General features: G+C 66.6%; 27 protein-coding genes and 2 tRNA genes. 21 read left to right on the forward strand and 8 right to left on the reverse strand.

The window, feature by feature from the left end:
• The first annotated feature begins 21 nt into the window (after positions 1-21).
• The 6 genes from recA to FG95_RS06235 all read left to right on the forward strand — a co-directional run bounded on the left by recA (position 22) and on the right by FG95_RS06235 (position 6,553).
• Positions 22-1,101: a recombinase RecA gene (recA, locus tag FG95_RS06210; protein WP_037554714.1), complete on the forward strand. Its 1,080-nt coding sequence runs from the start codon at positions 22-24 to the stop codon at positions 1,099-1,101.
• Between the two features lie 154 nt (positions 1,102-1,255).
• Complete coding sequence (speB, locus tag FG95_RS06215) at positions 1,256-2,071, forward strand: agmatinase (RefSeq protein WP_037554715.1); 816 nt, start codon at positions 1,256-1,258, stop codon at positions 2,069-2,071.
• Between the two features lie 15 nt (positions 2,072-2,086).
• Positions 2,087-2,737 carry a glutathione S-transferase family protein gene (locus tag FG95_RS06220; RefSeq protein ID WP_037554717.1) on the forward strand — a complete coding sequence of 217 codons (651 nt, stop codon included), beginning with the start codon at positions 2,087-2,089 and terminating at the stop codon, positions 2,735-2,737.
• Entirely contained in the window at positions 2,727-3,320 is a 594-nt protein-coding gene (locus tag FG95_RS06225; RefSeq protein ID WP_037554718.1) for a hypothetical protein, read from the forward strand. Before FG95_RS06220 ends, FG95_RS06225 begins: the two co-directional genes overlap by 11 nt.
• Positions 3,321-3,410: 90 nt before the next feature.
• Entirely contained in the window at positions 3,411-6,068 is a 2,658-nt protein-coding gene (alaS, locus tag FG95_RS06230) for an alanine--tRNA ligase (protein WP_037554719.1), read from the forward strand.
• Between the two features lie 11 nt (positions 6,069-6,079).
• Positions 6,080-6,553 (forward strand): SRPBCC family protein, encoded by a 474-nt coding sequence (locus FG95_RS06235; RefSeq protein ID WP_037554720.1) that lies wholly within the window; start codon positions 6,080-6,082, stop codon positions 6,551-6,553.
• Positions 6,554-6,664: 111 nt separating this feature from the next.
• On the opposite strand, the gene FG95_RS06240 is transcribed toward FG95_RS06235, so the two are convergent.
• The gene (locus FG95_RS06240; RefSeq protein ID WP_037554721.1) at positions 6,665-7,078 is read right to left on the reverse strand and encodes a holin family protein; all 414 of its coding nucleotides are present in this window, start codon (positions 7,076-7,078) and stop codon (positions 6,665-6,667) included.
• A 50-nt stretch (positions 7,079-7,128) separates the two neighbouring features.
• Entirely contained in the window at positions 7,129-7,704 is a 576-nt protein-coding gene (locus FG95_RS06245) for a glycoside hydrolase family 108 protein (protein WP_052182142.1), read from the reverse strand.
• Between the two features lie 73 nt (positions 7,705-7,777).
• Between FG95_RS06245 and FG95_RS06250 the strand changes: the two genes are divergently transcribed.
• Together FG95_RS06250 and FG95_RS06255 are read left to right on the forward strand one after the other, a co-directional pair.
• A complete protein-coding gene (locus FG95_RS06250; RefSeq protein WP_037554723.1) occupies positions 7,778-8,755 on the forward strand; it encodes an NADPH:quinone oxidoreductase family protein in 978 nt (325 codons plus the stop codon).
• A 101-nt stretch (positions 8,756-8,856) separates the two neighbouring features.
• A complete protein-coding gene (locus tag FG95_RS06255) occupies positions 8,857-9,192 on the forward strand; it encodes an EF-hand domain-containing protein (RefSeq protein WP_037554724.1) in 336 nt (111 codons plus the stop codon).
• Here FG95_RS06255 and FG95_RS06260 read toward each other — a convergent pair.
• The gene (locus FG95_RS06260; protein ID WP_037554725.1) at positions 9,189-9,962 is read right to left on the reverse strand and encodes a TSUP family transporter; all 774 of its coding nucleotides are present in this window, start codon (positions 9,960-9,962) and stop codon (positions 9,189-9,191) included. The genes FG95_RS06255 and FG95_RS06260 overlap by 4 nt on opposite strands.
• Positions 9,963-10,277: 315 nt before the next feature.
• Positions 10,278-10,354, reverse strand: a tRNA-Pro gene (locus FG95_RS06265).
• A 253-nt stretch (positions 10,355-10,607) separates the two neighbouring features.
• On the opposite strand from FG95_RS06265, the gene yajC reads away from it, so the two are divergent.
• Genes yajC through secF form a run of 3 tightly spaced genes read left to right on the forward strand, consistent with a single transcriptional unit; the run spans position 10,608 to position 13,603 of the window.
• Positions 10,608-10,937 (forward strand): preprotein translocase subunit YajC, encoded by a 330-nt coding sequence (yajC, locus tag FG95_RS06270; protein WP_052182143.1) that lies wholly within the window; start codon positions 10,608-10,610, stop codon positions 10,935-10,937.
• 56 nt (positions 10,938-10,993) lie between these two features.
• A complete protein-coding gene (gene secD, locus FG95_RS06275; RefSeq protein ID WP_037554726.1) occupies positions 10,994-12,607 on the forward strand; it encodes a protein translocase subunit SecD in 1,614 nt (537 codons plus the stop codon).
• 15 nt (positions 12,608-12,622) lie between these two features.
• Entirely contained in the window at positions 12,623-13,603 is a 981-nt protein-coding gene (gene secF / locus FG95_RS06280) for a protein translocase subunit SecF (RefSeq protein ID WP_037554727.1), read from the forward strand.
• A 62-nt stretch (positions 13,604-13,665) separates the two neighbouring features.
• Here secF and FG95_RS06285 read toward each other — a convergent pair whose 3' ends face one another.
• Complete coding sequence (locus tag FG95_RS06285; RefSeq protein ID WP_037554728.1) at positions 13,666-14,835, reverse strand: glycosyltransferase; 1,170 nt, start codon at positions 14,833-14,835, stop codon at positions 13,666-13,668.
• A gap of 108 nt (positions 14,836-14,943) precedes the next feature.
• Entirely contained in the window at positions 14,944-15,504 is a 561-nt protein-coding gene (locus FG95_RS06290; RefSeq protein ID WP_037554729.1) for a helix-turn-helix domain-containing protein, read from the reverse strand.
• Positions 15,505-15,592: 88 nt separating this feature from the next.
• On the opposite strand from FG95_RS06290, the gene FG95_RS06295 reads away from it, so the two are divergent.
• Positions 15,593-16,075 carry a DUF6456 domain-containing protein gene (locus FG95_RS06295; RefSeq protein WP_052182144.1) on the forward strand — a complete coding sequence of 161 codons (483 nt, stop codon included), beginning with the start codon at positions 15,593-15,595 and terminating at the stop codon, positions 16,073-16,075.
• Positions 16,076-16,208: 133 nt separating this feature from the next.
• Here the strand turns inward: FG95_RS06295 and FG95_RS06300 are convergent, their stop codons facing one another.
• A complete protein-coding gene (locus FG95_RS06300) occupies positions 16,209-17,984 on the reverse strand; it encodes an ABC-F family ATP-binding cassette domain-containing protein (RefSeq protein WP_037554809.1) in 1,776 nt (591 codons plus the stop codon).
• A gap of 158 nt (positions 17,985-18,142) precedes the next feature.
• On the opposite strand from FG95_RS06300, the gene FG95_RS06305 reads away from it, so the two are divergent.
• The gene (locus FG95_RS06305) at positions 18,143-18,862 is read left to right on the forward strand and encodes an SIMPL domain-containing protein (protein ID WP_037554810.1); all 720 of its coding nucleotides are present in this window, start codon (positions 18,143-18,145) and stop codon (positions 18,860-18,862) included.
• A gap of 101 nt (positions 18,863-18,963) precedes the next feature.
• Here the strand turns inward: FG95_RS06305 and FG95_RS06310 are convergent, their stop codons facing one another.
• Entirely contained in the window at positions 18,964-19,644 is a 681-nt protein-coding gene (locus FG95_RS06310) for a prolyl hydroxylase family protein (protein ID WP_052182145.1), read from the reverse strand.
• Positions 19,645-19,746: 102 nt separating this feature from the next.
• On the opposite strand from FG95_RS06310, the gene FG95_RS06315 reads away from it, so the two are divergent.
• The 8 genes from FG95_RS06315 (at position 19,747) to FG95_RS06345 (ending at position 25,608) form a co-directional block, all read left to right on the forward strand.
• Positions 19,747-19,823: transfer RNA gene (locus FG95_RS06315), tRNA-His, on the forward strand.
• A 98-nt stretch (positions 19,824-19,921) separates the two neighbouring features.
• Positions 19,922-20,974, forward strand: a complete 1,053-nt coding sequence (locus tag FG95_RS06320) for a Glu/Leu/Phe/Val family dehydrogenase (protein WP_037554731.1) — start codon at positions 19,922-19,924, stop codon at positions 20,972-20,974.
• Positions 20,975-21,038: 64 nt separating this feature from the next.
• Positions 21,039-21,392, forward strand: a complete 354-nt coding sequence (locus FG95_RS06325; RefSeq protein ID WP_037554733.1) for a YbaN family protein — start codon at positions 21,039-21,041, stop codon at positions 21,390-21,392.
• Between the two features lie 272 nt (positions 21,393-21,664).
• On the forward strand, positions 21,665-22,396 hold the full coding sequence (gene ccmC / locus FG95_RS06330; protein WP_037554734.1) for a heme ABC transporter permease CcmC: 732 nt from the start codon (positions 21,665-21,667) through the stop codon (positions 22,394-22,396).
• A 3-nt stretch (positions 22,397-22,399) separates the two neighbouring features.
• Positions 22,400-22,555 carry a heme exporter protein CcmD gene (locus FG95_RS20470; RefSeq protein WP_152567588.1) on the forward strand — a complete coding sequence of 52 codons (156 nt, stop codon included), beginning with the start codon at positions 22,400-22,402 and terminating at the stop codon, positions 22,553-22,555.
• Positions 22,552-22,989, forward strand: coding sequence for a cytochrome c maturation protein CcmE (gene ccmE / locus FG95_RS06335; RefSeq protein WP_037554736.1), 438 nt, complete (start codon positions 22,552-22,554; stop codon positions 22,987-22,989). The genes FG95_RS20470 and ccmE overlap by 4 nt, the downstream gene beginning before the upstream one ends.
• A 121-nt stretch (positions 22,990-23,110) precedes the next feature.
• The gene (locus tag FG95_RS06340) at positions 23,111-25,081 is read left to right on the forward strand and encodes a heme lyase CcmF/NrfE family subunit (RefSeq protein ID WP_037554738.1); all 1,971 of its coding nucleotides are present in this window, start codon (positions 23,111-23,113) and stop codon (positions 25,079-25,081) included.
• Positions 25,078-25,608 (forward strand): DsbE family thiol:disulfide interchange protein, encoded by a 531-nt coding sequence (locus tag FG95_RS06345; RefSeq protein WP_037554740.1) that lies wholly within the window; start codon positions 25,078-25,080, stop codon positions 25,606-25,608. Before FG95_RS06340 ends, FG95_RS06345 begins: the two co-directional genes overlap by 4 nt.

The following is a 25,608-nucleotide window of genomic DNA, read 5'->3' on the forward strand; positions in this document are numbered from 1 at the left end:
AGAGCTGGAAAGGGACGGCAAATGGCCGGACAATTGTCACTCGTCGAATCGGGGAAATCAGTGAACAACACGGACAGGCAGAAGGCGCTCGACGCCGCGCTCGCGCAGATCGACCGCGCGTTCGGCAAGGGCTCGGTGATGAAATTGGGCTCGAAGGAAGCGATGCAGGTCGAGGCGATCTCGACCGGTTCGCTCGGGCTCGACATCGCGCTCGGAGTCGGCGGGCTGCCGCGCGGCCGCGTCATCGAAATCTACGGTCCCGAAAGCTCGGGCAAGACCACCCTCGCGCTGCACACGCTCGCCGAAGCGCAGAAGACCGGTGGCACCGTCGCCTTCGTCGACGCCGAACATGCGCTCGACCCGGTCTATGCGCGCAAGCTTGGCGTCAATATCGACGAGCTGATCGTGTCGCAGCCCGACACCGGCGAGCAGGCGCTCGAAATCGTCGACACGCTCGTGCGTTCGAACGCGATCGACGTGCTCGTCGTCGACTCGGTCGCCGCGCTCGTCCCGCGCGCCGAAATCGAGGGCGAAATGGGCGACAGCCATGTCGGCCTGCAGGCGCGTCTGATGTCGCAAAGCCTGCGCAAGCTCACCGGCTCGATCAGCCGCTCGCGCTGCATGGTGATCTTCATCAACCAGCTGCGCATGAAGATCGGCGTGATGTACGGCAACCCCGAAACTACGACCGGCGGCAACGCGCTCAAATTCTACGCCTCGGTCCGCCTCGACATCCGCCGCACCGGCCAGATCAAGAATGGCGACGAGATCGTCGGCAACACCACCCGCGTCAAGGTCGTCAAGAACAAGGTCGCGCCGCCGTTCAAGCAGGTCGAATTCGACATCATGTACGGGCAGGGCATTTCGAAGATCGGCGAGATCCTCGACATCGGCGTCAAGGCCGGCCTTGTCGAGAAGTCGGGCGCCTGGTTCAGCTATGACTCGATCCGCATCGGGCAGGGCCGCGAAAATGCGAAGAATTTCCTGACCGAGAACCCTGAACTGCGCGAGCGGCTCGAAGCCGCGATCCGCGGCCGCACCGACGAAGTGGCCGAGGAAATGATGGCCGGCCCCGACGACGAGGGCGACGACGACATCTGATCCTGTTGTTTCCGGCCGGTTCGCCTTGCTCGAACCAGCCGGCCGACGGCGGCGGGCCACCAGCCCCTTTGACCTGCGCTCTCCCCCTCCCAAGCAGGTCGGCCCGCCCGCCGTTGATCCTTGCGCGGACCTTGGCAGCGGCTACAAGCGGCGCATGCCCGCGATCCGCCTCTTCGGCCTGCCCACCGACATCAACAGCAGCTTCGAACGCGGCGCCGCCGCCGCTCCTGCCGCAATTCGCGAGGCGCTGTGGTGCGACCGCGGCAATATGGCGAGCGAGCTCGGCCGCGAAATCGGGACCGACATCGCCCTCACCGACGACGGCGATCTCCCGCTCACCGAGAACACGGCGCAGGACGACGCAATGATCCGCCGCCACATCGCTTATGTGCGCGAAGATGGAGAAATTCCGCTCGCCCTCGGCGGCGACCACGCCGTCACCTTCCCGCTCGTCGAGGCCGCTGCCGCTTGTCACGGACCGGTGACGATCCTCCACTTCGACGCGCACCCCGACCTCTACGACGATTTCGCCGGCAACCCGCGCAGCCATGCGTCGCCCTTCGCGCGCATTTGCGAGGCGGGCCACGCGAAGCGGCTGGTGCAGGTCGGCATCCGCACCCTCAACCATCATTGCCGCGAACAGGCGGCGCGCTTCGGTGTCGAAATCGTGCCGATGGCCGATTTCTCGCCCGACCGCGTCCCGGTTCTGGGCGGCCCGCTCTATATCTCGATCGACCTCGACGGCCTCGACCCGTCGGCCGCGCCCGGCGTGGCGCATCCCGAGCCCGGCGGACTGACGGTTCGCGAACTGCTCGCGGTGCTGCACAAACAGACCGCGCCGATCGTCGGGGCGGACATCGTCGAGCTGCATCCCGGCCGCGACGTCGGCTGCGTCACCGCCATCCTCGGCGCCAAACTCGTACGCGAACTCGCGGCGCTGATCGACCGCAACGGCCCCTATCGGCCCTGATCCAAAGGAAAGCCCATGAGCCTGATCGTCCACCACCTCAACAACAGCCGCTCGCAGCGCATCCTGTGGCTGCTCGAAGAAATCGGCGCGGCGTACGAAATCAAATATTACGACCGCGATCCGGTCACCAATCTCGCCCCGCCCGAACTGCTCGCGGTGCATCCGCTTGGCAAGTCGCCGGTGATCGAGGCGTTCGACGATTCCGCCTCCGGCGGTGGGGGCCGCGTCATCACCGAATCGGGCGCGATCACCGAATATCTCTGCGAGCGGCACGGCGGCGGGCATCTGGTTCCCGAACGCGGCAGCGATGCCCATATCAGCCACCTTGAATGGCTGCACTTCGCAGAAGGGTCGGCGATGACGCCGATCCTGCTGCGGCTTTATACCGCGCGGCTCGGCGAAGCCGCGGCGCCGCTCGAGCCGCGCATCGCGCAGCAGCTCGACGCGCATTTCGCCTATATGGAAAGCCGCGTCGGCGAAAATGGTCATTTCATCGGCGACGATTTGTCGGCGGCCGACATCATGCTGAGCTTCCCCGCCGAAATCGCGATCATGCAGGGCATGGCACCGCGCTATCCCAAACTCGCCGCCTTTGTGAGCGCGTGCCACGACCGGCCGGCATGGCGCCGCGCGCGCGAAAAGGGCGGCGCCTATTATGGCTATTGATCTTCGGGGCTGCGTGCTGTTCGCCGGCGCGGCCTTGATGGCGGCGACCCCGGCGGCTGTGGCGGCGCCGCCGACGCTCGCGCCCGAGGTCGAGCGCGAGGTCGTCGCTCCCGAGGGCGTCACGTTCCAGCCTTCGTCGTCCGACGAGGAAGGCGCCGTCGACCGGTTCGCCGAATATACGCTCGCGCTCGAAAAGCGCGATTTCGCGGCCGCCTATGCGATGTTTCGCCTGTCGTTCCAGGCATCGAACCCGCGGCTCGAATGGGAAATGAACCTGCGCAAGCGGGAAACCTTGTGGGCCGACGGGCAAATCCGCCCGCTGCGCCTCAGCTGGTATCTCGATCCCGCCGGTCAGCCCGCGGGACTCTATGCCGCCTTCGATTTTCGCGGCGACCGCAAGGACGGCACGATGGACTGCGGCTATGTCGTCGTCCACCGCGCCGCGCCGGGCGCCGGCTGGACGGTCGTGCGCATCGACACGTCCGAAGTGCCGCCCGACCTGATCGAAGACGGAGTGCCGAAGGCCGACGTGCTGCACCAACTGCCCTGCTATCTGGGCAAGGGCATCGCGACCGCCTTTTGACCCCGAACCCGATTTGGGTCCGCTCACCGGCGTTCGGCTGCCGCGCGTATCGCGCTTGAGAAACGCGCCATTCCGCACTAGATCGCGCGCATGACATCGACCAACGACATTCGCCGCTCTTTCCTCGACTATTTCGGGGGAGCGGGCCACCATATCGAGCCGTCGGCGCCGCTTGTGCCGTATAACGACCCGACGCTGATGTTCGTCAACGCGGGCATGGTGCCGTTCAAGAATGTCTTCACGGGGCTCGAGAAGCGCCCCTACAGCACCGCGGTGTCGGCGCAGAAGTGCGTGCGCGCCGGCGGCAAGCATAACGATCTCGACAATGTCGGCTATACGGCGCGGCACCATACATTTTTTGAAATGCTGGGGAATTTCTCCTTCGGCGACTATTTCAAGGAACAGGCGATCCACCATGCCTGGACGCTGATCACCAAGACCTGGGGCCTCGCTCCCGAGAAGCTGACCGCCACCGTCTATCACACCGACGACGAGGCGTTCGACCTGTGGAAGAAGATCGCCGGCCTGCCCGACGAGCGGATTATCCGTATCGCGACGAGCGACAATTTCTGGTCGATGGGCGACACCGGGCCGTGCGGGCCGTGCAGCGAAATCTTCTATGACCATGGCGACCATATCTGGGGCGGCCCGCCAGGCTCGCCCGAAGAGGACGGCGATCGTTTCGTCGAGATCTGGAACCTCGTGTTTATGCAATATGAGCAGATGCCGGGGGGCGAGCGCGTCGACCTGCCGCGGCCGAGCATCGACACCGGCATGGGGATCGAGCGCGTCGCCGCGGTGATGCAGGGCGTCCACGACAATTACGACACCGACACGTTCAAGGCGCTGATCGCGGCGTCGGTCGACCTGACGGGCGTGCCCGCCGAAGGCGCGACGCAGGCAAGCCACCGCGTGATCGCCGATCACCTGCGCGCATCGAGCTTCCTTGTCGCCGATGGCGTGCTGCCGTCCAATGAAGGACGCGGCTATGTGCTGCGCCGGATCATGCGCCGCGCGATGCGTCACGCGCATCTGCTTGGCGCGAAAGACCCGCTGATGCACCGGTTGCTGCCGTCGCTGACCGCCGAGATGGGCGCCGCCTATCCCGAGCTGATCCGCGCGCAGCCGCTGATCGCCGAGACGCTCGAACGCGAGGAAACCAAGTTCCGCCAGACGCTCGACAAGGGGCTGAAGCTGCTCGACGAGGCAACGGTGGGCATGGGCAAGGGCGATACGCTGGCGGGCGATGTCGCGTTCAAGCTCTACGACACTTTCGGCTTCCCTTACGATCTGACCGAAGACGCGCTGCGCACGCAGGATATCACGGTCGACCGCGCCGGCTTCGACGCGGCGATGGCGCAGCAGAAGGCGGCGGCGCGCGCGGCGTGGAAGGGCAGCGGCGAGAAGGCGTCGGACGAAATCTGGTTCGACCTCGCCGAGACCAACGGCAGCACCGAGTTCACCGGCTATACCTCGACAGCGGGCGAAGCGACGGTCATCGGCCTCGTCAAGGACGGCAAGCCGGTCGACGAAGCCAAGGCGGGCGACGAGGTCGTCGTGCTGACCAACCAGACGCCCTTCTATGGCGAAAGCGGCGGCCAGATGGGTGACGCGGGGACGATCGCGACGCTCGAAGGCGCGAAGGCGTCGGTGAGCGACACCGGCAAGCCGCTCGGCCGCCTGCACACGCATCAGGCGAAGCTCGAAGCCGGAACGCTGAAGGTCGGCGACACGGTGCAGCTGACGGTCGATGCCGAACGCCGCGACCGCATCCGCGCCAACCACAGCGCGACGCACCTGCTGCACGCCGCTCTCCGCAACCAGCTCGGCGGGCATGTGACGCAGAAGGGCAGTCTGGTCGCCGAGGATCGTTTCCGCTTCGACTTCTCGCATCCCAAGGCGCTGAGCGCCGAGGAGATCGCCGAGATCGAAGCGCAGGTGAACGCTCAGATCCGCGGCAACGAGGCGGTGTCGACGCGGCTGATGACGCCCGACGACGCGTTTGCGGCGGGGGCGTTGGCGCTGTTCGGCGAGAAATACGGCGATGAAGTGCGCGTGCTTTCGATGGGTGCGGCGGCCGATCATCATTATTCGGTCGAGCTTTGCGGCGGGACGCACGTCCGGGCGCTCGGCGACATCGCGTTGTTCAAGATCGTGAGCGAAAGCGCGGTCTCCTCGGGCGTGCGGCGCATCGAGGCGCTGACCGGCGAGGCGGCACGGCAGTGGCTGAACGGCCGCGACGAGGCGCTGAAAGCGGCAGCGGCGGCGCTCAAGACCTCGCCCGACGAGGTGCCGGCGCGCGTCGCGGCGCTCGCCGAGCAGCTCAAGAAGGCCGAGCGCGAGCTCGCCGATGCGAAGAAGGCGCTCGCCCTCGGCGGTTCCGGGGGCGGCGGCAGCGGTTCGGCTGCCGGACCCGCGGTCGAGCAGGTCGGCGATGTCGCGTTCCTCGCGCAGGTGGTCGACGGGCTCGATCCCAAGGAATTGCGCGGCACGGTCGACGGCCTCAAGAAACAGGTCGGCAGCGGCGTCGCGATGCTGGTCGCGGTCAACGACGGTCGCGCCTCGGTCGCGGTCGGGGTGACCGACGACCGGACGGGTAGCCATAGCGCGGTCGATCTCGTCAAGGCCGCGGTCGCGGCGCTCGGCGGGCAGGGTGGTGGCGGCCGTCCCGACATGGCGCAGGGCGGTGGTCCCGACGGCGGCGCGGCGAACGACGCCGTTGCGGCGGTCAAAGCCGCGCTCGCCTGAAGCCGACGGACTTGAAACCCACCAAGAAGACGCGGCGCACCGATCATGCCGAGCGGCTGATCGCGGCGCCACTGGTCGACGTGTTCGCGGCCTTCACCAGCGCCGACAAGCTGGCGCGCTGGTTGCCGCCCGAGGGCGCGACGGGCGCGTTCGAGCATTGCGACTTGCGCGCGGGCGGCGGATTCCGGCTGCGGCTCACCTTCGACGACCCGGATGTCGAGACCAAGAGCGACGACGACAGCGATGTCGTCGAAGTGCATATCCCGACGCTCGACGAGGGGCGTTTGATCGTCTGGGAGGTCGAGTTCGAGTCCGACGATCCGCGCTTTTCGGGAACGATGGCGATGCACTGGTATCTGTCGCGCAAGGGCGGCGGCACGCTGGTCACGATCGACGCGCACCATGTGCCGCCGGGGATTTCGGCGAAGGATCATGAAGCGGGGCTCAATAGCTCGCTCGCGAATTTGGCGGGGGTGGTGGAGTAAACCCATCTTTGAATCCATTTGCCCTGAGCCTGTCGAAGGGCTGTTCCTTCTTTTGCGATGTTCAGAAGAAGAACGGTGCTTCGACAAGCTCAGCACGAACGGATGTGGGTGTTAGCTTTCGACCCCCTTCGCTTTCCCCCAAGCTCTGGCAGCCGTATACCCCAGATACCCCGTGCCGAAGAGCGCGTAGAGCGGTTCGGGGATACCCGCGAGATAGGCATTCATGCCCTCGGCGATGCCCTTTGCCATGTCGGGCCGCGCGGCTGCGATCAGGCCCATCGGGATCGCCCAGAGCAAGAGCGCATACATGACGTAGAGGAAGCTCGGCCGCGCGCGGCTGGTCCACGGGTCGGCGCTGTTCGCCTCGGCGACGATCGCAGTCATCCGGGTGCGGATCGCCTCCATTTCCTGGCTGCCCTCGAGCTTGATCAGTTCGAGCTTGGCGCGGTCGCGCGCTTCGGGATCGGGAATGATCTTGTCGATCAGCTTGGCGATGGGGCCGATCAGGCCTTCGATGATGCTCATATCGATATCCTTTGAAAGTTGACTAAGTTGACGCTCCTATGCGCGCCCAATCAGGGGTTTGCGTCGCCGACGCGGTTCGCGAGCCAGCCGTAGAGAAAGGCTTCCTGGCTCGGGCGGCGCTCGGCGAGCGCGATGTAGCGTTCGCCCTGCAGCGCCTCCATCGCGCGGAGGAGGACGGTTTCGCCGCCCCTGCCGCGCGCTTTCAAAAAGCCGTCGAGCGCCGACAGGGTGCGGGGGCCGATTTCGCGGTCGACCGCGATGTCGGGATAATCGCGCGCGGCGCGGTTGAGCGCGTTGAGCGCGCGCTGAAGGAAACCCGCCGCGGTGCCAGTGCCCATATTGACGCCGGTATCGAACAGTTCGGCGGCGATCTTCGCGGCGCGCAGCGCAACGCGGTCGAAACCGGGACGCAGCCAATAGAGGCGGTGATAGATCGACGCGGCATCGGCGCGCGGGAGGTCCCGCATGTTCCCCGTATAGCCCTCGGCGCGCGCCACCGCTTCGGTGATGCCCCAGCAGGTTGGGCCGCCGCGATCGGCGGGGTGGTTTACATAACGGCCTTCGCGGTCGATGACGGCGTCGATCAACGCGTCGGCGTCGCTGGCTAGTGGGTCGGGTCTTGGCATGATTCGCTCCTTCTGGTTGGTTGAATGAGCAGAACGAGCCATATTGGAATATTGTAGGAAAGGCTTTTTCGCGATGCGGGCTTTGCAGGTGCGTGAATTGCTCCCCGACCATGGCGGCGCGGGACTGGCCGAACTGCCGATGCCGGTGCCCGGACCCGGCGAAGTCCGGGTGCGCGTGCGCGCGGCGGCCGTGAATTTTCCCGACCTGCTGATGACATCGGGCGGCTATCAGCTGAAGCCCGAGCTTCCCTTTGTGTCGGGGCTGGAGTTCGCGGGCGAGGTCGATGCGGTGGGCGAGGAGGTGGCCGGCTGGACGGCGGGCGACGCGGTCGTCGGCGGCAATCGCTTTGGCGCGATGGCCGAATATGCCGTCGTTCCTGCCAGCGCGTTGCGCGCGAAACCCCCCGGTTTGAGCTGGGAGGCGGCGGCCGCCTATCCGGTCGCCTATCTGACCGCCTATGTCGCGCTCATCCGCTGCGCGCGGATCGAACCGGGCGAGTGGCTGCTCGTCCATGGCGCGGCGGGGGGCGTCGGGCTGGCAACGGTCGATCTGGCGAAGGCCCTGGGCGCAAGGGTGATCGCGGCGGCGAGCAGCGAAGAAAAACGCGACGCGGTCGCGCGGCTTTATGCGCCCGATGCGGTGATCGCGGCGGGGGCGGGGTTCCGCGAGGAGGTGAAGGCGCTGACCGGCGGCAAGGGCGCCGATGTGATCTTCGATCCGGTCGGCGGCGATGTCTTCGACGAATCGACGCGCTGCATCGCGTTTGGGGGACGCCTGCTCGTCGTCGGCTTTGCCTCGGGCCGGATTCCCGAGGTGTCGGTGAATATGCCGCTGATCAAGGGATTCTCGGTCGTCGGCGTGCGCGCGGGCGAATATGGCCGGCGCTTTCCCGAGCGCGGGGCGGAGAATGTCGCGGCGATCGACGCGCTGGCGAATGCAGGCAAGATCCGACCGCACGTCCACGCCGCGCTCGACCTCGCCGACTGGCGCGAGGGCTTTGCAATGCTCGAGCGGCGCGCGGTGGTGGGGAAGGTCGTGCTGAAACCGTGACGGTCCGAGCGGTGCTGGGACAATTTTGCGACATCGCGCCGTCATTGGGTTGACGCCGGGGCGTCGCGGTGGGTTCGCCGCATCATTCGAGAGGAAATGACGTGAAGACAGCTATATGGATTGTCGCTTCGCTGGGTCTGGCGCTGCCGGCCGTTGCCGCCGCGCAGCCGCCGCAGGGCGGCGGGCGCATGTTCGAGCGGATGGACGCCAATGGCGACGGCAAGCTCGACAAGGCCGAAATTACCAAGATGATGGAAATGCGTGCCGAACGGCGGGGCGACGCGACGCTGAAGAGCCCCCAAAAGATCGACGCCTTCATCAAGCGCGCCGATGCCAATGGCGATGGCGCGGTCGACAAGGCCGAAATGCAAGCCACCCGCAAGATGCGGGCCGCGCCGCCGCCGCCGGCTGAGGGCGACGGCGAGGGCGAGTCCTAAAACAGACTCCAGAGCGGATTGGCGGGGTCGACGAGCAGCTTCGCGGTGAGCGCGAAGGACATGACGACGAGCAGCGGCCGCACCCCGCGCCCACCGAAGCGGATCGCGAGCCGCGCGCCGAGCTGATTGCCCGCGACATTGGCGGCGGCCATCGACAGGCCGAGCAGCCAGAGGACGTGGCCGCCGACGATCATCGCGAGCAGGCCCGCGATATTGGTCGCGAGGTTGAGGAGTTTCGTGTTGCCGATCGCGCGGACCAGCCCGAGTCCGCCGAGCGCGACGAGCGTCAGCGTCAGGAACGAGCCGGTGCCCGGACCGAAGAAGCCGTCGTAGAAGCCGAGCGCGGCGACGATGAGGGTGAGGCCGAGCGGGCCGGTGCGCGCGTGGCGGTCGACGCTGCTCATCGATGGTGCGAGCAGGAAATAAAGCCCCATCGCAATCAGGAGGATGGGCACGAAAGCGGCGAGAAAATCCGAGCCCACATATTGCACCGCCGTCGCGCCTAGCACCGAGCCGGCAAAGGCGCCGGTCGCGGGCCAGGCGAAGCGGCGGAGGTCGACATGCCCCGCGCGCCAGAAGGTCGCAAACGCGGATCCGGTGCCGATCGTGCTTTGCAGCTTGTTCGTCGCGAGCGCCGACACCGGCGGCACGCCCGCGGCCATCAGCGCCGGGATCGTGAGGAGGCCGCCGCCGCCCGCCATCGCGTCGATCGTCCCCGCGAGAAAGGCGACGGCGATCAGGAAGGCGAAGATTTCGGGAGCAAATTCCATGCGGGCGCTCGTAGTGCGCTGTATCGCGATGCTCAAGCGGTGGCGATCAGGATCGCTTGGTGGAGGGGTCTGGCCTTGCACCGACGCCTGACGGCGTCGACCCCTCCGTCAGCCCTGCGGGCTGCCACCTCCCCATTGCTGCGCAAAAGGGGAGGATCTGGACGACAGCTCCCCACCCCTTTTCAGACGTTCGTCGTGAAGCTGCCAACTCCCCGCGGTCGGGTGCAAATCTTGCATAGCTGTGCGCGGCCCGCGCGCATGGCGGTAGGGGTGGCTTTCGCCATCCCTGCGCTTTGCTGTTCCTGCCGGTAAAATTGGTCGGGACGAGAGGATTCGAACCTCCGACCCCCACACCCCCAGTGTGATGCGCTACCAGGCTGCGCTACGTCCCGACCGGCCCGATTGGGCAGGCGAGGCCCCTAGCGCGCCTTGGCGGGGGATGCAAGCCGCGATGGCGGCTTTTCGACCCGATCGATGCCACGGGCTTGATCTCGCCGCCCGGGACCCCATTTCGGGCGCGCTTGCCACGGGGGAGGGGCGCACGACCGGTTGCGCGCAAGGCCCCTGCATGATAGGCGCCGCGCCATATTTGCGCGCTCGCTCCGGAGGGGATCGGGCGCTGCCTGTAACGAAAGTTTTTCATCCATGTCGACGCAATTGCTTCTGACCCAGGCGGCCGGATCGGGCGGCGGGGCTGCCGGTTTCCTGATGCTGGTCCCCTATCTGCTGATCTTCGCGGTTTTCTGGTTCTTCCTGATCCGCCCGCAGCAGGTGCGCGCGAAGGAACATCGCGCCAAGGTCGCGGCGGTCAAGCCGCGCGATCAGGTGGTGACCGGGGGCGGCATCGTCGGCAAGATCACGCGCGTCGACGATGATTTCGTCGATGTCGAAATCGCACAGGGGGTGAAGATCAAGGTCGTGAAGTCGACCCTGGCCGACGTCCTGCAGCCCGGTGGCAAGCCCGCCAACGACTGACGCGGCGGGGCCGGCTCTCCCGCGGCCCCCGCTCTTGCTATCGGATCCTCAAGACTATGCTCGATTTCCCGCGCTGGAAGACCATCGGCATCAGCATCATCCTGCTGCTCGGTATTCTCTTTTCCATCCCCAGCTTCCTGCCGACCAAGGCGTTCGAAAGCCTGCCGGGCTTTGCGCAGGCGAAGGTCAACCTGGGGCTCGACCTAGCCGGTGGTAGCCACCTCTTGCTCGAGGCCGATATCGCCGATCTGCGCAAGACGCAGCTTACCAATATGGAAAAGACCGTACGCACCGCGATGCGCGGCGACAGCGGTCCCGACGACGATATCGCGATCGGCGAGCTGTCGAATGCGGGCGGCGGGATCAGCTTCCTCGTTCGCGATCAGGCGCAGCTCGACGAGGCGCGCGAGCGACTGTTCAGCGAGACGCAGGGTGCGGGCCTCACCGGCCAGCGCGACTGGAATATCAATGTCGTCGATTCGCAGCGTATCGTGCTGACCCCGACGAGCGCGGGACAGGCGCAGGCGGTCGCGAACGCGATGGATACGGCGCGCGACATCATCGACAAGCGCGTCAACGCGCTCGGCACGCGCGAACCGACGATCATCCGCGAAGGCAATGACCGCGTCGTTGTGCAGGTCCCTGGCCTGCAGGATCCGGCCGCGCTCAAGGAGCTGATCGGCAAGACCGCGCGCCTCGAATTCCGCATGGTCGACACCAATGCCGACCCGGCCGAAGCCGCTGCTGGTCGCGTGCCGGTGGGCAGCGAAATCGTCCCCTATGCCGAGGGCGAGGGCAGCGGCGCGCCGTTCGAGGTCCTGCGCCGCCAAGTGATGATCAGCGGCGAGCAGTTGATCAACGCGCAGCAGAGCTATGACCCGCAATCCGGGCAGCCGGTCGTTTCGATTCGTTTCGATTCGGGCGGATCGAGCACCTTTGCCAAGGTGACCGCGCAGAATGTCGGCAAGCGCTTTGCGATGGTGCTCGACGGCAAGGTGCTGTCGGCGCCGTCGATCAATGAACCGATCCTGGGCGGCAGCGCGCAGATTTCGGGCAGCTTCAGCGTCGCGAGCGCCAACGCGCTGGCGATCTCTCTGCGTTCGGGCGCATTGCCGGTGAAGATGACGGTCGTCGAAGAGCGCACCGTTTCGCCCGAACTTGGGCAGGATTCGATCGAAAAGGGCGTGCTGGCGGGGATCATCGCGACGGTGGCGGTGCTGACGCTGATGCTCGTCGTCTATGGCCGCTTTGGCGGCTATGCGAACCTCGCGCTGGTCTTCAACGTCTTCCTGATCATCGCGATCATGGCGGCATTCAATGCGACGCTGACCTTGCCGGGCATCGCAGGCTTCGTGCTGACCGTCGGCGCGGCGGTCGATGCGAACGTACTGATCAACGAGCGTATCCGCGAGGAATTGAAACGCGGGCGGCGGCCGTTCCAGGCGGTCGAACTCGGCTATACCGAGGCCAGCCGCGCGATTTTCGACGCCAACGTCACCAATGTCATCGCCGCGGCGCTGATGTTCTGGTTCGGTTCGGGCCCGATCAAGGGCTTCGCGGTGGTGCTGACCATCGGGATCGTCACCAGCGTCTTCACCGCAGTTACCGTCACGCGCATGTTCGTCGCCCATTGGCTGCGGACCAATCGCCCGACGTCGATCAATATCTAAAGGAGGGAGCGAAAGATGCGCCTGCTCAAACTCGTCCCCGACGACACCAATTACGACTTTTTGAAGTGGCGCAAGCTCGCCTCCTTCATGAGCTTTTTTCTTGTCGTGGTCTCGATCGCGCTGGTGGCGGTCAAGGGCCTGAACCTTGGCATCGACTTCGTCGGCGGCCAGTCGGTTCGCGTCGAGTTCACCCAGGAAATGCCGCCGATCGAGGATATTCGCGAAGCCGTGCGCGAGATCGGCATCGGCGAGGCGACGATCCAGCAATTCGGGTCGGACAGCGCGGTGTCGATCCGCACCGCGCTTCCCGATGGCGACAAGGCCGCGGCCGAACGCGCGGGGCAGCAGCTTGTCGCCGGCATCCAGAAGGCGTTCCCGACCGCGAAGACCGGATCGGTCGAAACCGTGTCGGGCAAGGTGTCCGAAGAATTGCTGCGCACCGGCGCGATCAGCCTTGCGCTCGCGATGCTCGGCATCTCGATCTATATCTGGATCCGCTTCGAATGGCAGTTCGGGGTCGGCGCGCTCGGCCGTCTGTTCCACGAGGTTGCGCTGACCTTCGGCTTTTTCGCGATCACCCAGTTGCAATTCGACCTGAACAGCGTTGCAGCGCTGCTGACGATCGTCGGTTATTCGCTCAACGACACGATTGTGGTTTATGACCGTATTCGCGAGAACCTCAAAAAATATCGCAAGATGGACATCGTCCCGCTGCTGAACCTCAGCATCAACGAAACCCTGGCGCGCACCGTGATGACCAGCGTGTCGATCCTGCTCGCGCTTGGCGTGTTGCTGGTGATGGGCCCCGACGTCATTTTCGGCTTCACCGCGGCGATGCTGTTCGGCGTCTTCGTCGGCACCTATTCGTCGATCCTGATGTCGACGCCGGTGCTGGTGTGGCTGAAGGTCGGTCCGCACAGCTTTGTGCCGCGCACCGTCGCGGGGATCGAGGGCGGCGAGCGCGTCGAGCGCAAGGACGACGGCGCAGTCGTCTGATCGTCGGCATTCAGGAATAACCCGCGCCGGTCCGCTCCGCGAGCGGGCCGGCGTTGGCGTATCTAGACCCCGGCACAGCGACGCAGATGATTGGCGAGCTCGCGGCCGTTGCGATCCCAGTCGAAACGCCCGCCGAGGCTGGCGGCGACGTCGGCGGGAGAGGGCGGGGTGGCGAGGAGCACTTGCACCGCTTCGGCGATCGCCTGCGGCGTGCGCTCGACGATACGCCCCGCGAGCGGTGACCTAACGAGTTCGGCGGCGCCGCCGGCGTCGCTGATGACGATCGGCGTGCCGCAGGCGAGCGCTTCGACCCACGCATTGGCAAGGCCCTCGCTCGCCGAAGGCATGACGACGGCATCGGCGGCGCGATAGAGCTGCGGCAGGTCGGCGTTGGCGACGGGGCCGAAGAAATGGACGCGGGTTTCGACGCCGAGTTCGCGGGCGAGCGCGCGGTAGCGGGCTTCTTCCTCGCCGGCGCCGGCGAGCCAGTAGTGGGCGCCGGGCAGCGCGGGCAGCGCCGCGATCACCAGCGCCTGCCCCTTGCGCGCGATGAGCGCGCCGACGGTGAGGAGTGCGGGCGCATCGCCCATGCCGAGCGCGGCGCGGGCCGCCGCGCGGTCGCCGGGGTGGAAGCGCGCGGTGTCGATGCCGGTGTAGTGGACCGCGACCTTTTGCGGGTCGATGCCGATCGCCGCCATGTCGCCGCGCATCGCTTCGGATACCGCAAGCAGACCCGCGGCCCTGGCGCCGGCTTCGATCACTTGCGATCTTGTCGCGGGGCCATGGCCGAAATGGCTGATGTCGGCGCCGCGCGCCTTCGCCGAAAAGGGGAGGCCGAGCGCGTGGGCCACGCGCATCGCGGCAGGGCCGTCGGGGTAGAAGAATTGCGCATCGACGACGTCGAATTTGCGATCGCGCACCGCGGCGAGGACCCCGCGCGCAATCTGCGCGGGATTGAAGCGCACACCGTAGCGCGGGATCAGCGTGAAGCGCGGGCGCAGGACGGTGACGCCGTTCCATTGCTCGGCTCGCGGCAGGCCGCGAAGCGCGCGGTAGCGCCGGTGCAGCGACAGCGGAAAGGGCGGCAGGCCGACCGGCGCGACGATGGTGAGTTCAATCCCGGGCTGTGCGGCGAGCGCGCGCAGGCTTTTCTCGACGAACAGGCCGAAGTTCGCCCGCGCGGCGTCGGGGAACAGCGTCGCGATGCTGAGGACGCGGAGGGGCTGATTCATGCCCGACCTCGCCGCCGTTTGTGCCGAGCTTGTCGAAGCACCGTTCTTCCTTGCGCGTTTAGAGAAAAAGGACGGCCCTTCGACAAACTCAGGGCGAACGGAATGCTGTTATAGCGTGCGGAGCAGGCGGACGGCGACGGCCGCCCAAGGCGGATTGCTGACGACCTGCTGGCGCTGACCGGTGCCGAGCGGGAGCAGATGCAGCTTTTCGCCGTCGACGTTGAGCAGGCGCGCGAAGAAGAAACGGCCGGCGGGGCGTGGCACGAGCAGATCGCGATTGAGCACGCCCGCCCAGTCGCCCTCGATGCGGCGGCACCAGATTTCGTCGCCCGCGCGATAATCGCCGATCGACGAGGTGACGCGCACCGCGACCATATCCTCGCCCGGGCGCGCGGTGAGCGCCTGCTCGACGCGCGTCGGCGCCTGCGCGCCCTCGGCGCCGAGCAGCGCGGTGATCGTGAGCTGCGTATCCTGCGGCAGCTGGACGAGCTCGGCGGCGTCGACGCCGAGCGCCGCGGCGATGCGGTTCATCCAGCCGAGCGACAGGGTGCGCGTGCCCGTTTCGAGGCGGCCGATCGTCTGCGCCGTGGTCGGCGGGACGCAGCGCTGGCCGACCTCCTCGAGCGTCAGGCCCTTGGCGCGGCGGACGGAGCGAATGCTATTGATCATGTGGACGGCCCTCGAATAACCAAATCGGTTTCCTCTTTCCTACAAAATAATCCAGTGTCAAGCCCGGCGTGCAGCAAAGGAGAATCGCATGACCGCACGCCGCCTCGAAACGCGCATCCATCCTGACGACCGGGTCGATCCGGGCAAGGCCGGGCCGCAGGTGATGCGGCATGTAACGGTGAATGTCGCCGAGAGTCCGATCGCTTGGCTCGCGTCACGCGGAATGCTCACCCCGGCGCAGCTCGGGGCGGGCGAGCGGCTTCGCAGCGATTACGAGCGCGCGGGGCTGTCGGCGCGGGTGACGATGCGCTGGGATGCCGCGCCGCCGGGAAAGAGCCGCGGCGGCGCGCCCGCATCCGACGCGTCGCTCGCCCGGATCGATGCGCACCGGCGCTTTCACGCGGCGCTCGACGCGGCAGGGCCGGGGCTCGCCGATATCTGCTGGCGGGTGATCTGCGCGGGCGAGGGGATCGGCTGCGCGGAGAAGGGGCTCGGCTGGCCGGCGCGGTCGGGCAAGCTGGTGCTGGGGCTGGCGCTCGACCGGCTGGCGGGGTTTTACGGGACGGGGTGACGAAATGGCAGGAAACGACCGGAAGCTGACCTTTCTTCGCCCCTCCCGCTTGCGGGAGGAGAAATCAGCTCACTATCGTAACGGTAGCTCCCCATGCTTAAGCCGCCCCGCCGTCGAAGCTGGCGATCGCCGTTTACCCTAACGCTTCGACTTCTTCCGCCAGCGCGAGCCAGCGATCTTCTGCCGTCGCCTTTTCTTCACGCAGCGTGTCCAGCTTTGCAGTGAGGGCGTTGAAGCGCGCACTGTCGCGGGTGAACAGGGCGCCGTCGGACAGCTCGGTTTCGATCCCCGCCATCTCCGTCTCGATCTCCTCAATCCGGGCGGGCAGCAGGTCGTAGTCGCGCTGGTCCTTGTAGCTCAGTTTCTTGCGCGCTGTGGGCGGCGGAGGCGGCGCGGTGCCCGATGCCTTGGTTTTGGCGGCATTCGGCTTGGTCCGCTTCGCTTCCCAGTCGGCATAGCCACCCGCGACGATATCGACCTTGCCCGACCCGTCGAGGCCGAGCGTCACGGTGACGGTGCGGTCGAGGAAGTCGCGGTCGTGGCTGACGAGCAGGACGGTGCCGGCATAGTCGGCGATGACTTCCTGGAGCAGGTCGAGCGTTTCGAGGTCGAGGTCGTTGGTCGGCTCGTCGAGGACGAGCAGGTTCGATTCGCGGGCGAATTCGCGCGCAAGGAGCAAGCGCGAGCGTTCGCCGCCCGAGAGCGCGCCCACACTCGCCTCGACGACGCCGGGGTCGAAGAGGAATTCCTTGAGATAGCCCTGGATATGTTTTTTGACGCCGCGCACCTCGACCCAGTCGCCGCCGTCGGCGAGGATGTCGCGGACGGTCTTGTCGGGCGACATCAGGCTGCGCTGCTGGTCGATGATGATGCCGTCGAGCGTCGGGGCGAGGGTGATGATGCCGCTGTCGGGTTCGATCTCGCCGGTCAGCAGTTTGAGCAAGGTCGACTTGCCCGCGCCGTTGGCACCCACGATGCCGATGCGGTCGCCGCGCTGGACGCGGAAGTCGAGGTTTTTGATGATCGTGCGGTCACCGAAGCTTTTCGACACGTCCTCGGCGACGATCACCGATTTCGAGCGCACATCGTCGTTAGCGAGGCCGAGCTTGGCGACGCCGGGGCCGCCGATCATCGCGGCGCGGGTGGCGCGCATTTCCTTGAGCTTCTCGAGTCGGCCCTGATTGCGCTTGCGCCGCGCGGTGACGCCGCGTTCGAGCCAGTGCGCCTCGAGCCGCAGTTTCGAATCGAGCTTTTGCGCGGCGCGCGCTTCCTCGGCGGCGACCGCGTCGCTCCATTCCTCGAAGCCGCCGAAGCCGATTTCCTTTCGGCGGATGCTGCCGCGGTCGAGCCACAGCGTCTGACGCGTCAGGCGGGTGAGAAAGGTACGGTCGTGGCTGATCACGACGAAGGCGCCGGTGTAGCGCGCGAGCCAGCTTTCGAGCCAGTCGATCGCGGCGAGGTCGAGATGGTTGGTCGGCTCGTCGAGCAGCAGCACGTCGGGATTCTGCGCGAGCGCGCGGGCGAGCGCGGCGCGGCGCCGCTCGCCGCCCGAGGCGCTGGCGGCGGTGCGGCTCATGTCGATGCCGAGCTGGTCGGCGATGGCGGCCACCTCATGTTCGGGCGGGCCGTCGTCGCCGGAAATGGCGAAGTCCATCAGTGTTGCAAAGGGACGGAAGTCGGGCTCCTGTTCGAGCATCACGACATGGGTGCCGGGGACGATCGTGCGCTTGCCCTTGTCGGGGTCGAGGCGCCCCGCGAGCAGTTTAAGCAAAGTCGTCTTGCCGGCGCCGTTGCGGCCGATGAGCGCGAGGCGGTCGCGTTCGCCGACATAGATGTCGAGGTCCCGGAACAGCCAGCCGCTGCCTTGGACGAGGCCGAGGCCTTCATAGGAGAGAATGGGAGCAGCCATGATGAACGGCGCGCTACCGATACGTTCAGCCTGATGCAAGCGCGCAGCGGGCAAAGGCCGGAACGCGTTCGCTCCGTCTGCGTTACGGGGCGGAGATCATAATGAACCGAAAGCCCGGTTCGCAGGAGAATGAAATGACGAAGCAAATGCTCGCAGCTATGGCATCCGGTCTGGCCCTGATGGCGGCGGCGCCCGCTGTCGCGCAGCAAGGAGGTTCAACGGTGACGGCAGCAACGACGCAAGGTCCGATCCTGAGCTTCAGCGTCAGCGAGGAGGTGCGCTCGCGCCCCGACCAGGCGACCGTCGGCGCCGGCGTGACAACGACCGCGCCGACCGCGGTCGAAGCGATGCGCGCCAATGCCGCGGCGATGGACAAGCTGATCGCCGCAGCGAAGGCGCGCGGGATCAAGGCCGAGGACATCCAGACGAGCGGCATCAACCTGTCGCCGCAGTACGACTATAACAACCGCACCGACGGCCAGCCGCCGCGCTTCCTCGGCTATCAGGTCAGCAACACGGTTCGCGCGACCACGGGCAAGATCGACGACATCGGTCCGCTACTCGACGCGCTGGTCGCCGCGGGTGGCACCAATATCGACGGGCCGTGGTTCGGCATGAAGGATGCCGACGCCCAGCTGGTCGGCGCGCGCGGCGCGGCGATCAAGGCGGCCGAGGCGAAAGCGCAGGATTATGCGAAGCTGGCCGGTTTCCGCGGCGTCGAGCTGGTCTCGATCAGCGAAGGCAGCTTTGGCGGCCCGCAGCCGCCGATGCCCTATGCGCGCGGGCTGATGGCGGCGGAGGCGAAAGCGACGCCCGTCGAGCCGGGGCAGGTCGCGAACACGCTGACGCTGAATTTCCAGTATCGGCTGGTGAAGTAATCCTCAATTCGTCATCCCGGCGAAGGCCGGGATCTCATCGGCGCGTCGAGACGCACGAGCGAGACCCCGGCCTTCGCCGGGGTGACGTCTCTTTTATGCCGTCATCCCAGCTCCCCCTCCGCCCACGGCCACGGCCGTTCGCGGAACCATTTGGTGATGATATATTTGCGGCCCTTGCGCACCTTCATCCCGTGGTGGAGCGTGTCGGGGTTCGCTTTGCCGTCGAGCCTTATATTGTTCCAGGCGAGCAGCTTGCCGACCTCGGGCTGGTGCATTTTGCCGGTGGCGAGGAAGCGCGTCGCGCCGCCCGCCGCCGGCTCGTTCAGATAGATCATTAGCGTCCAGCTCCGCTGGCCGGGCACCGCGCAATAGGTTTCCCAATCGGCGCCGTGCGGATCGAAATAGTCGGTGTGCGCCTTGAATTCCTGCCCGACGTCGTAGCGCTGGCCCTGCATCGGCTCGCCATATTCGAGCGGAATGCCGGTCAGGTCGTGAAGGCGGTTGTTGACAGCGATCACCAGCGGGTCGCGGTGGTCGAGGTCGCAGGTCGTGCTGGTGCGGAAGGCTGCGTCGCCATTCGGGTCGGCGATGGTCGACGGGCGCACGTCGCGGTCGATCTGCGCGATCAGCGCGGCGCAGGTGTCGGGGTCGAGAAAGCCGGGCAGCATGAACTGCTGCAGCTTCGGCGTCGGCGCGCGGCGGATGCCGGGGACCGCGGCGAGCCGGTCGGCGGTGCGGTCGGCGTCCGAGGTCGCCATGTCGACATGATCATTGCCAGCCATGGCGCGCTTTTAGTGGCTTGCTCCCAAGCGAACAATGCTTGACGAAGGGGGTGGGCGCGCCTATCGCCGCGCGCTGTCGCAGGCGGTTTCGCCGGGCATGTGGCGATCATAGCTCAGTTGGTTAGAGCGCCGGTTTGTGGTACCGGAGGTCGCGGGTTCGAGCCCCGTTGATCGCCCCATTTTCTCTATCGTTGCGCATATGCGGGATTTGGGGTGACTCTTCATCTCTATTGGATTATTGCGTCTATACGTAATTTTCTAATGCGAGGAGCCGCGCATGTCTGCTGTCTGGGATTTCGCCGATTTCGACGATCATGAACATGTCCACATGTTCCGCGATCGGGCGAGCGGGCTTACGGCGGTCATCGCGGTCCACTCGACGCACCTCGGCCCCGGCGCGGGCGGGGTGCGTTACTGGCATTATCCGCAGCGCGCGGCGGCGATCACCGACGCGCTGCGCCTGTCGCGCGGCATGAGCTACAAAAATGCGATGGCCGGCCTGCCGATGGGCGGCGGCAAGGGCGTGATCCTCGCCGACGAAGGCGCGGCAAAGACCCCCGAGCTGCTCGCGGCGTTCGGCCGCGCGGTCGATTCGCTCGGCGGCGCTTATGTGACCGCCGAGGATGTCGGGATCACCGACGCCGACATGGTCGAGATCGCCAAGCAGACGAAGCATGTCAGCGGCTTGCCGGTGGCGAGCGGTGCCGATGCCGGCGGCGACCCAGGGCCGTTCACCGCGCTCGGCGTCTATCTGGGCATCAAGGCGGCGATTCGCGAAGGGCTGAACACCGACAGCGCCAAGGATGTCCGCATCGCGATCCAGGGCGTCGGCAGCGTCGGCGGCGGCGTTGCGCGGCGGCTGGCGGCCGAAGGTGCGAAGCTGACCCTAGCCGATGTCAATCTGGCGCGTGCGAAGGCGCTCGCCGAAGAACTCGGCGCCGAGCTCGCCGATTCGGCGGCGATCATGGAGGTCGAGGCCGATGTGCTGAGCCCCAACGCGCTCGGCGCGATCCTGACCGAGCAAAGCATCGCCAAGCTGCGCGTGCCGATCGTTGCGGGCGGCGCGAACAACCAGCTCGCGACCGCCGCCGATGGCCAGCGCGTGCACGATCGCGGCATTGTCTATGCCCCCGATTATGTGATCAACGCGGGCGGCATCATCAACGTCGCGCTCGAATATCTGGGGCAGGGCAGCCGCGAGGAAGTCGAGAGCCGCATTCACCAGATCCCGGGCCGGCTGGCCGAAATCTGGGCCGAGAGCAAGGCGAGCGGGACGCCGGCGTCGGTTGTCGCGGACCGGATGGCGCAGAAGTTGATCGGGCGGGGTTAATCCGTTTCGGGATGACGATATTGATGGGTGGTGCGGACGTTCATTTCCGCTAAGCCAGCTTGGCATGAAACGGCATTTCTATCTGGTCGCGGGCTGGGCGTCGTTGGGGCTTGGCGCGATCGGCGCCTTTCTGCCGCTGCTGCCGACCGTGCCGTTCGTCATCCTCGCGGCCTTCTGTTTCGCACGATCGTCGCCGCGGCTCGAGGCCTGGCTGCTGAACCATCCGCATTTCGGGCATCATATCGTCGCGTGGCGCGAGAAGGGGGCGATCAGCCGCAAGGGCAAGATCGCCGCGACGGCCGCCTTTGCGCTGAGTATCGTGCTCGCCGCGATCTTTTCGCCCTGGCCATGGGTGATGCTGCCGGTGCTCGCCGCGGCGGTGACCGGGAGCTGGATTTGGACGCGGCCGGAGGGGTGAGTTTGCGGCGGTTTAGGGGGGGGAGCGGGCGTTCCCTATAACCGTCGCCCCCGCGAAGGCGGGGGCCGCTGTCAGTTTACGCAACGCCGCCGAGTGAGGCCGCTAGCGGCCCCCGCCTTCGCGGGGGCGACGACTGGTATCGGCCGCATTCGGCCGTTCTTCATTCCGGAGGTTGATCCTGTCGCTTGTCGTGGCAAAGAGCGTGGGCCGGGTCGCGCCGGGCAAATCGCTGGACCGCTTTCTCCGGCTCGCCTAAGGACGACGCGAAACCGATGCACGCCTATGCCAATCCGACCCGTTTTCTGGCGATCGCCAAGCCGCTGACGCCGTGGTTGCTCGGCGCCGGGCTGTTGCTCGTGCTCGGCGGTGCGTTCGCCGGGCTGACGATGGTGCCGGGCGATTACAAGCAGGGCGAAACCGCGCGCATTCTTTATGTCCATGTCCCCTCGGCCTGGCTCGGCATGGGCGGCTGGACGTCGCTGGCGGTGGCGGGATTGGTCCAGCTCGTATGGCGCCATCCCTTGTCGGGCATCGCGGCGCGTGCGATCGCGGTGCCGGGGATGCTGTTCACCGCGCTGTGCCTCGCGACCGGATCGATCTGGGGCCGTCCGACCTGGGGGACCTGGTGGGAGTGGGACGGGCGGATGACCTCGATGCTCGTCCTGCTGTTCCTTTACGCGGGCTTCATTGCGCTGACGAGCGGCGATGACGGCCAGCGGCAGGGCGGTTCGCTGTCGCGCGGCGCGGCGATCTATGCGCTCGTCGGCGCGATCAATATTCCGATCATCAACCGCAGCGTCGTGTGGTGGAACAGCCTGCATCAAGGGCCGAGCATCACACTGACCGGTTCGAGCATCGACGGCGCCTTGTTGTGGCCGCTGGGCTTGACCGTGCTCGGCTTTTCGCTGCTATTCGGGGCGATCGTATTGATGCGGATGCGGCGGATCATCGCCGACAATCGCGTCGCGGCGCGGCTGCGGCGATTGGCCGACGAGGAGGATTGACGCGTGACGGGGGTGATCAGCGGGGGCGGCCAATGGGCGTTCGTCGCCGCGGCCTATGGGCTCACGGCCGTGCTGACCGGGGCGGTGCTGTGGGCGAGCTGGCGTGCGATGAAAAAGGCCGAGAAGCGCAGCGATGCGCTGCGCAGGGATCCTCGATGAAACCGAAGCATCAAAGATTGATTTTGGCTGCCGTGGCACTCGCGGGCATCGGCGGTGCGGGCGTGCTCGCGGCGAGCGCGCTGCGTGACGAGGCGGCCTATTTCCGCACGCCGATCGAAGTGCAGGGCGGCAAGGCCGAAGTCGGCGAGGCGATGCGGCTGGGCGGCATGGTCGCAAAGGGCAGCATCGCGCGGCAGGCCGACGGGCTGACGATCCGCTTCGTCGCGACCGACGGCAAGGCGTCGGTGCCGGTCGAATATAAGGGCATTGTCCCCGACCTGTTCGGCGAGGAGAGCGGCATGGTCGCCGACGGCCGGATGCGCGCCGACGGGGTGTTCGTTGCCGATCGTATCCTCGCGAAGCATGACGAGCGCTATATGCCGCCGCAGATGGGCGAGATGCCGAAGAATATGAAAGCGCCGGCGGGGGTATGATCCGGCTTACCCTATTCCGTCATCCCGGCGAAGGCCGGGGTCTCGCCGGAGCGTATGGGCGCAGACGGCGAGACCCCGGCCTTCGCCGGGGTGACGGCGTGTTGGGTAGAGGTGTAGCCCAATGATCGCCGAACTCGGCCTTGCTCTGCTTTGGATCGCCGCGGCGCTCGCATGCCTTACGCTTATCGCTGGAACCCTGTTCCTGCGCGGCGGACCCAAGGATCTCGCATCACTCGTCCGGCCGGCGAGCGTTGCGCAGGGCGTGCTGACCACGGCCGCCTTCGGCCTGCTGATCGCGCTGTTCGTGCGGTCGGACATGTCGGTCGAACTCGTCGCGCGCAACAGCAACAGCCTGAAACCGATGATCTTCAAGATCGCGGGGACGTGGGGCAATCACGAAGGATCGATGCTGCTGTGGCTGATGATCCTGTCGCTGTCCGGCGGGTTGATCGCGATTTTCGAGAAAAGGCTGCGCGAGGATACGCTGGTCGCGACGCTCGCGGCGCAGGCGGCGCTCAGCCTTGGTTTTTTCGCGTTCCTGCTCTTTTCGTCGAACCCGTTCAAACGGCTGCCGGTGGCGCCGCCCGACGGGCAGGGATTGAACCCGCTGTTGCAGGACATCGGTTTGGCCTTCCATCCGCCGACGCTCTACGTCGGCTATGTCGGGTTGTCGGTCGCATTCAGCTTTGCCGTCGGCGCGCTGATCACGCGTGAGATCGGCCCGGCGTTCGCGCGCGCGATGCGGCCGTGGGTGCTCGGGAGCTGGATTTTCCTGACATTGGGGATCACCGCGGGCAGTTACTGGGCCTATTATGAGCTCGGCTGGGGCGGCTGGTGGTTCTGGGACCCGGTGGAGAATGTCTCGCTCGTGCCGTGGCTCGCGGGTGCGGCCTTGCTCCATTCGGTCGCGGTGACCGCGACGCGCAACGCCTTGCGCGCCTGGACGGTGATGCTCGCGGTGATCGGCTTTTCGATGTCGATGGTCGGCACCTTCATCGTGCGGTCGGGGCTCTTGACGAGCGTCCACAGCTTTGCGGTCGATCCCGAGCGCGGGACCTTTCTGCTCGTGCTGATGGCGATCTATATCGGCGGCGCGCTCACCCTGTTCGCGCTGCGCGCGGGAACGGTCGCCGAGGGCAAGAAATTCGCGCTGCTGAGCCGCGAAGGCTCGCTCGTCATCAACAATCTGCTTCTGACGACGATCCTCGCGCTCGTGCTGCTCGGCACGCTCTATCCGATCGTCGCCGAGGCGATGGGCGAGAAGATTTCGGTCGGCCCGCCCTATTACAACAAGGTCGCGGGGCCGCTCGCGCTGATCCTGTGCCTCGTCATGGTCGCGGGGCCGTTGCTCAGTTGGCGCAAGGATGACGGGAAGCGGCTGTGGTCGCGGCTGCCGCTGGCGCTGTTCGCGGGCGCCGCGGTGCTGTTCGGGCTGGTCCTGTTCGGCGGCAAGGTGGGCATCTTGCCGCTGCTCGGGATGACCGTCGCGGGGATCGTCGCGGTCGCGAGCCTTGCGCCGCTGTGGGGACGCAATCTTCGCCGCACGCCGCTGCCGACGTGGGGCATGGTGGTGGCGCATTTCGGCGTCGCGGTGTGCCTCGCCGGCATGGGCGCCGAAAGCGCGTTCATCAAGGAGCGGCTGGTCGCGGCGGCACCCGGCGACGATATCAGGATCGGCGATTTTTCGGTGAAGTTCGTCGGGGTGAAGCCCGTCGCGGGGCCGAATTATACCGCGATCGAGGGGACGCTGGTCGCGACGACATCGTCGGGAAGCCGCTTTACGATGAAGCCCGAGGCACGCACCTTTCCCGGCCTGATGGGCACCGCGCCGACCGAGACCAACGAGGCGGCGCTGCTGACGCGGCCGGGCGGGCAGCTTTATGCCGTGCTCGGCCAGCCGGTGACGAGCGACGACGGGCGCGCCGACCGCTACCAGATCCGCCTGTGGTGGAAGCCGCTGGTGTGGTGGATCTGGCTCGGCGGCGGCCTGATCGCCGTCGGCGCGGCGCTGTCGATGCTCGGCCGCGCGCAGCTTTTGGCAATCTGGCGCGCGCGGCGTGCCCGCAAATTACAGGAACGTTTCGCGCCATGAAGAACCGCTGGGTCCTTTTCGTGCCTTTGGCGATCATGGGGCTGCTGTTCGGCGCCTTCATCTATCGACTGGTGACGCCCGCCGAGACGCTGATCCAGTCGCAGTGGATCGACAAGCCGATGCCCTTGTTCGACCTGCCGCCCGCGACCGCTGGAGTCGAAGGGCTGAAGAGCAGCCAGCTTGCCGACGGCAAGCCGCGCCTCGTCAATGTCTTTGCAAGCTGGTGCATCCCGTGCCGCGCCGAGGCGCCGCAGCTCGAGGCGCTGAAGGCCGCGGGGGTGCCGATCGACGGCATCGCGATTCGCGACCGCCCCGAGGATGTCGCGATGTTCCTGAGAGAATATGGCAATCCGTTCGACCGCATCGGGTCGGACATGCAGAGCAGCGTCCAGATCGCGCTCGGGTCGTCGGGGGTGCCTGAAACCTTCCTGATCGACGGCAAGGGAATCATCCGCGAGCAGATTCAGGGCGTGATCCTCGCCGATCAGGTGCCCGAAATCGTCGCGAAGCTGGAGGCGATGAAGTGA

This window comes from Sphingopyxis sp. LC363, from assembly GCF_000756385.1.
Taxonomy (GTDB): Bacteria; Pseudomonadota; Alphaproteobacteria; order Sphingomonadales; family Sphingomonadaceae; genus Sphingopyxis.

Coding starts and splice junctions, on each gene's coding strand:
- recA (WP_037554714.1), top strand. CDS start 22: ATGGCCGGACAATTGTCACTCGTCGAATCGGGGAAATCAGTGAACAAC.
- speB (WP_037554715.1), top strand. CDS start 1,256: ATGCCCGCGATCCGCCTCTTCGGCCTGCCCACCGACATCAACAGCAGC.
- FG95_RS06220 (WP_037554717.1), top strand. CDS start 2,087: ATGAGCCTGATCGTCCACCACCTCAACAACAGCCGCTCGCAGCGCATC.
- FG95_RS06225 (WP_037554718.1), top strand. CDS start 2,727: ATGGCTATTGATCTTCGGGGCTGCGTGCTGTTCGCCGGCGCGGCCTTG.
- alaS (WP_037554719.1), top strand. CDS start 3,411: ATGACATCGACCAACGACATTCGCCGCTCTTTCCTCGACTATTTCGGG.
- FG95_RS06240 (WP_037554721.1), bottom strand. CDS start 7,078: ATGAGCATCATCGAAGGCCTGATCGGCCCCATCGCCAAGCTGATCGAC.
- FG95_RS06245 (WP_052182142.1), bottom strand. CDS start 7,704: ATGCCAAGACCCGACCCACTAGCCAGCGACGCCGACGCGTTGATCGAC.
- FG95_RS06250 (WP_037554723.1), top strand. CDS start 7,778: ATGCGGGCTTTGCAGGTGCGTGAATTGCTCCCCGACCATGGCGGCGCG.
- FG95_RS06260 (WP_037554725.1), bottom strand. CDS start 9,962: ATGGAATTTGCTCCCGAAATCTTCGCCTTCCTGATCGCCGTCGCCTTT.
- yajC (WP_052182143.1), top strand. CDS start 10,608: ATGTCGACGCAATTGCTTCTGACCCAGGCGGCCGGATCGGGCGGCGGG.
- secD (WP_037554726.1), top strand. CDS start 10,994: ATGCTCGATTTCCCGCGCTGGAAGACCATCGGCATCAGCATCATCCTG.
- secF (WP_037554727.1), top strand. CDS start 12,623: ATGCGCCTGCTCAAACTCGTCCCCGACGACACCAATTACGACTTTTTG.
- FG95_RS06285 (WP_037554728.1), bottom strand. CDS start 14,835: ATGAATCAGCCCCTCCGCGTCCTCAGCATCGCGACGCTGTTCCCCGAC.
- FG95_RS06290 (WP_037554729.1), bottom strand. CDS start 15,504: ATGATCAATAGCATTCGCTCCGTCCGCCGCGCCAAGGGCCTGACGCTC.
- FG95_RS06295 (WP_052182144.1), top strand. CDS start 15,593: ATGACCGCACGCCGCCTCGAAACGCGCATCCATCCTGACGACCGGGTC.
- FG95_RS06300 (WP_037554809.1), bottom strand. CDS start 17,984: ATGGCTGCTCCCATTCTCTCCTATGAAGGCCTCGGCCTCGTCCAAGGC.
- FG95_RS06305 (WP_037554810.1), top strand. CDS start 18,143: ATGGCATCCGGTCTGGCCCTGATGGCGGCGGCGCCCGCTGTCGCGCAG.
- FG95_RS06310 (WP_052182145.1), bottom strand. CDS start 19,644: ATGGCTGGCAATGATCATGTCGACATGGCGACCTCGGACGCCGACCGC.
- FG95_RS06320 (WP_037554731.1), top strand. CDS start 19,922: ATGTCTGCTGTCTGGGATTTCGCCGATTTCGACGATCATGAACATGTC.
- FG95_RS06325 (WP_037554733.1), top strand. CDS start 21,039: ATGAAACGGCATTTCTATCTGGTCGCGGGCTGGGCGTCGTTGGGGCTT.
- ccmC (WP_037554734.1), top strand. CDS start 21,665: ATGCACGCCTATGCCAATCCGACCCGTTTTCTGGCGATCGCCAAGCCG.
- ccmE (WP_037554736.1), top strand. CDS start 22,552: ATGAAACCGAAGCATCAAAGATTGATTTTGGCTGCCGTGGCACTCGCG.
- FG95_RS06340 (WP_037554738.1), top strand. CDS start 23,111: ATGATCGCCGAACTCGGCCTTGCTCTGCTTTGGATCGCCGCGGCGCTC.
- FG95_RS06345 (WP_037554740.1), top strand. CDS start 25,078: ATGAAGAACCGCTGGGTCCTTTTCGTGCCTTTGGCGATCATGGGGCTG.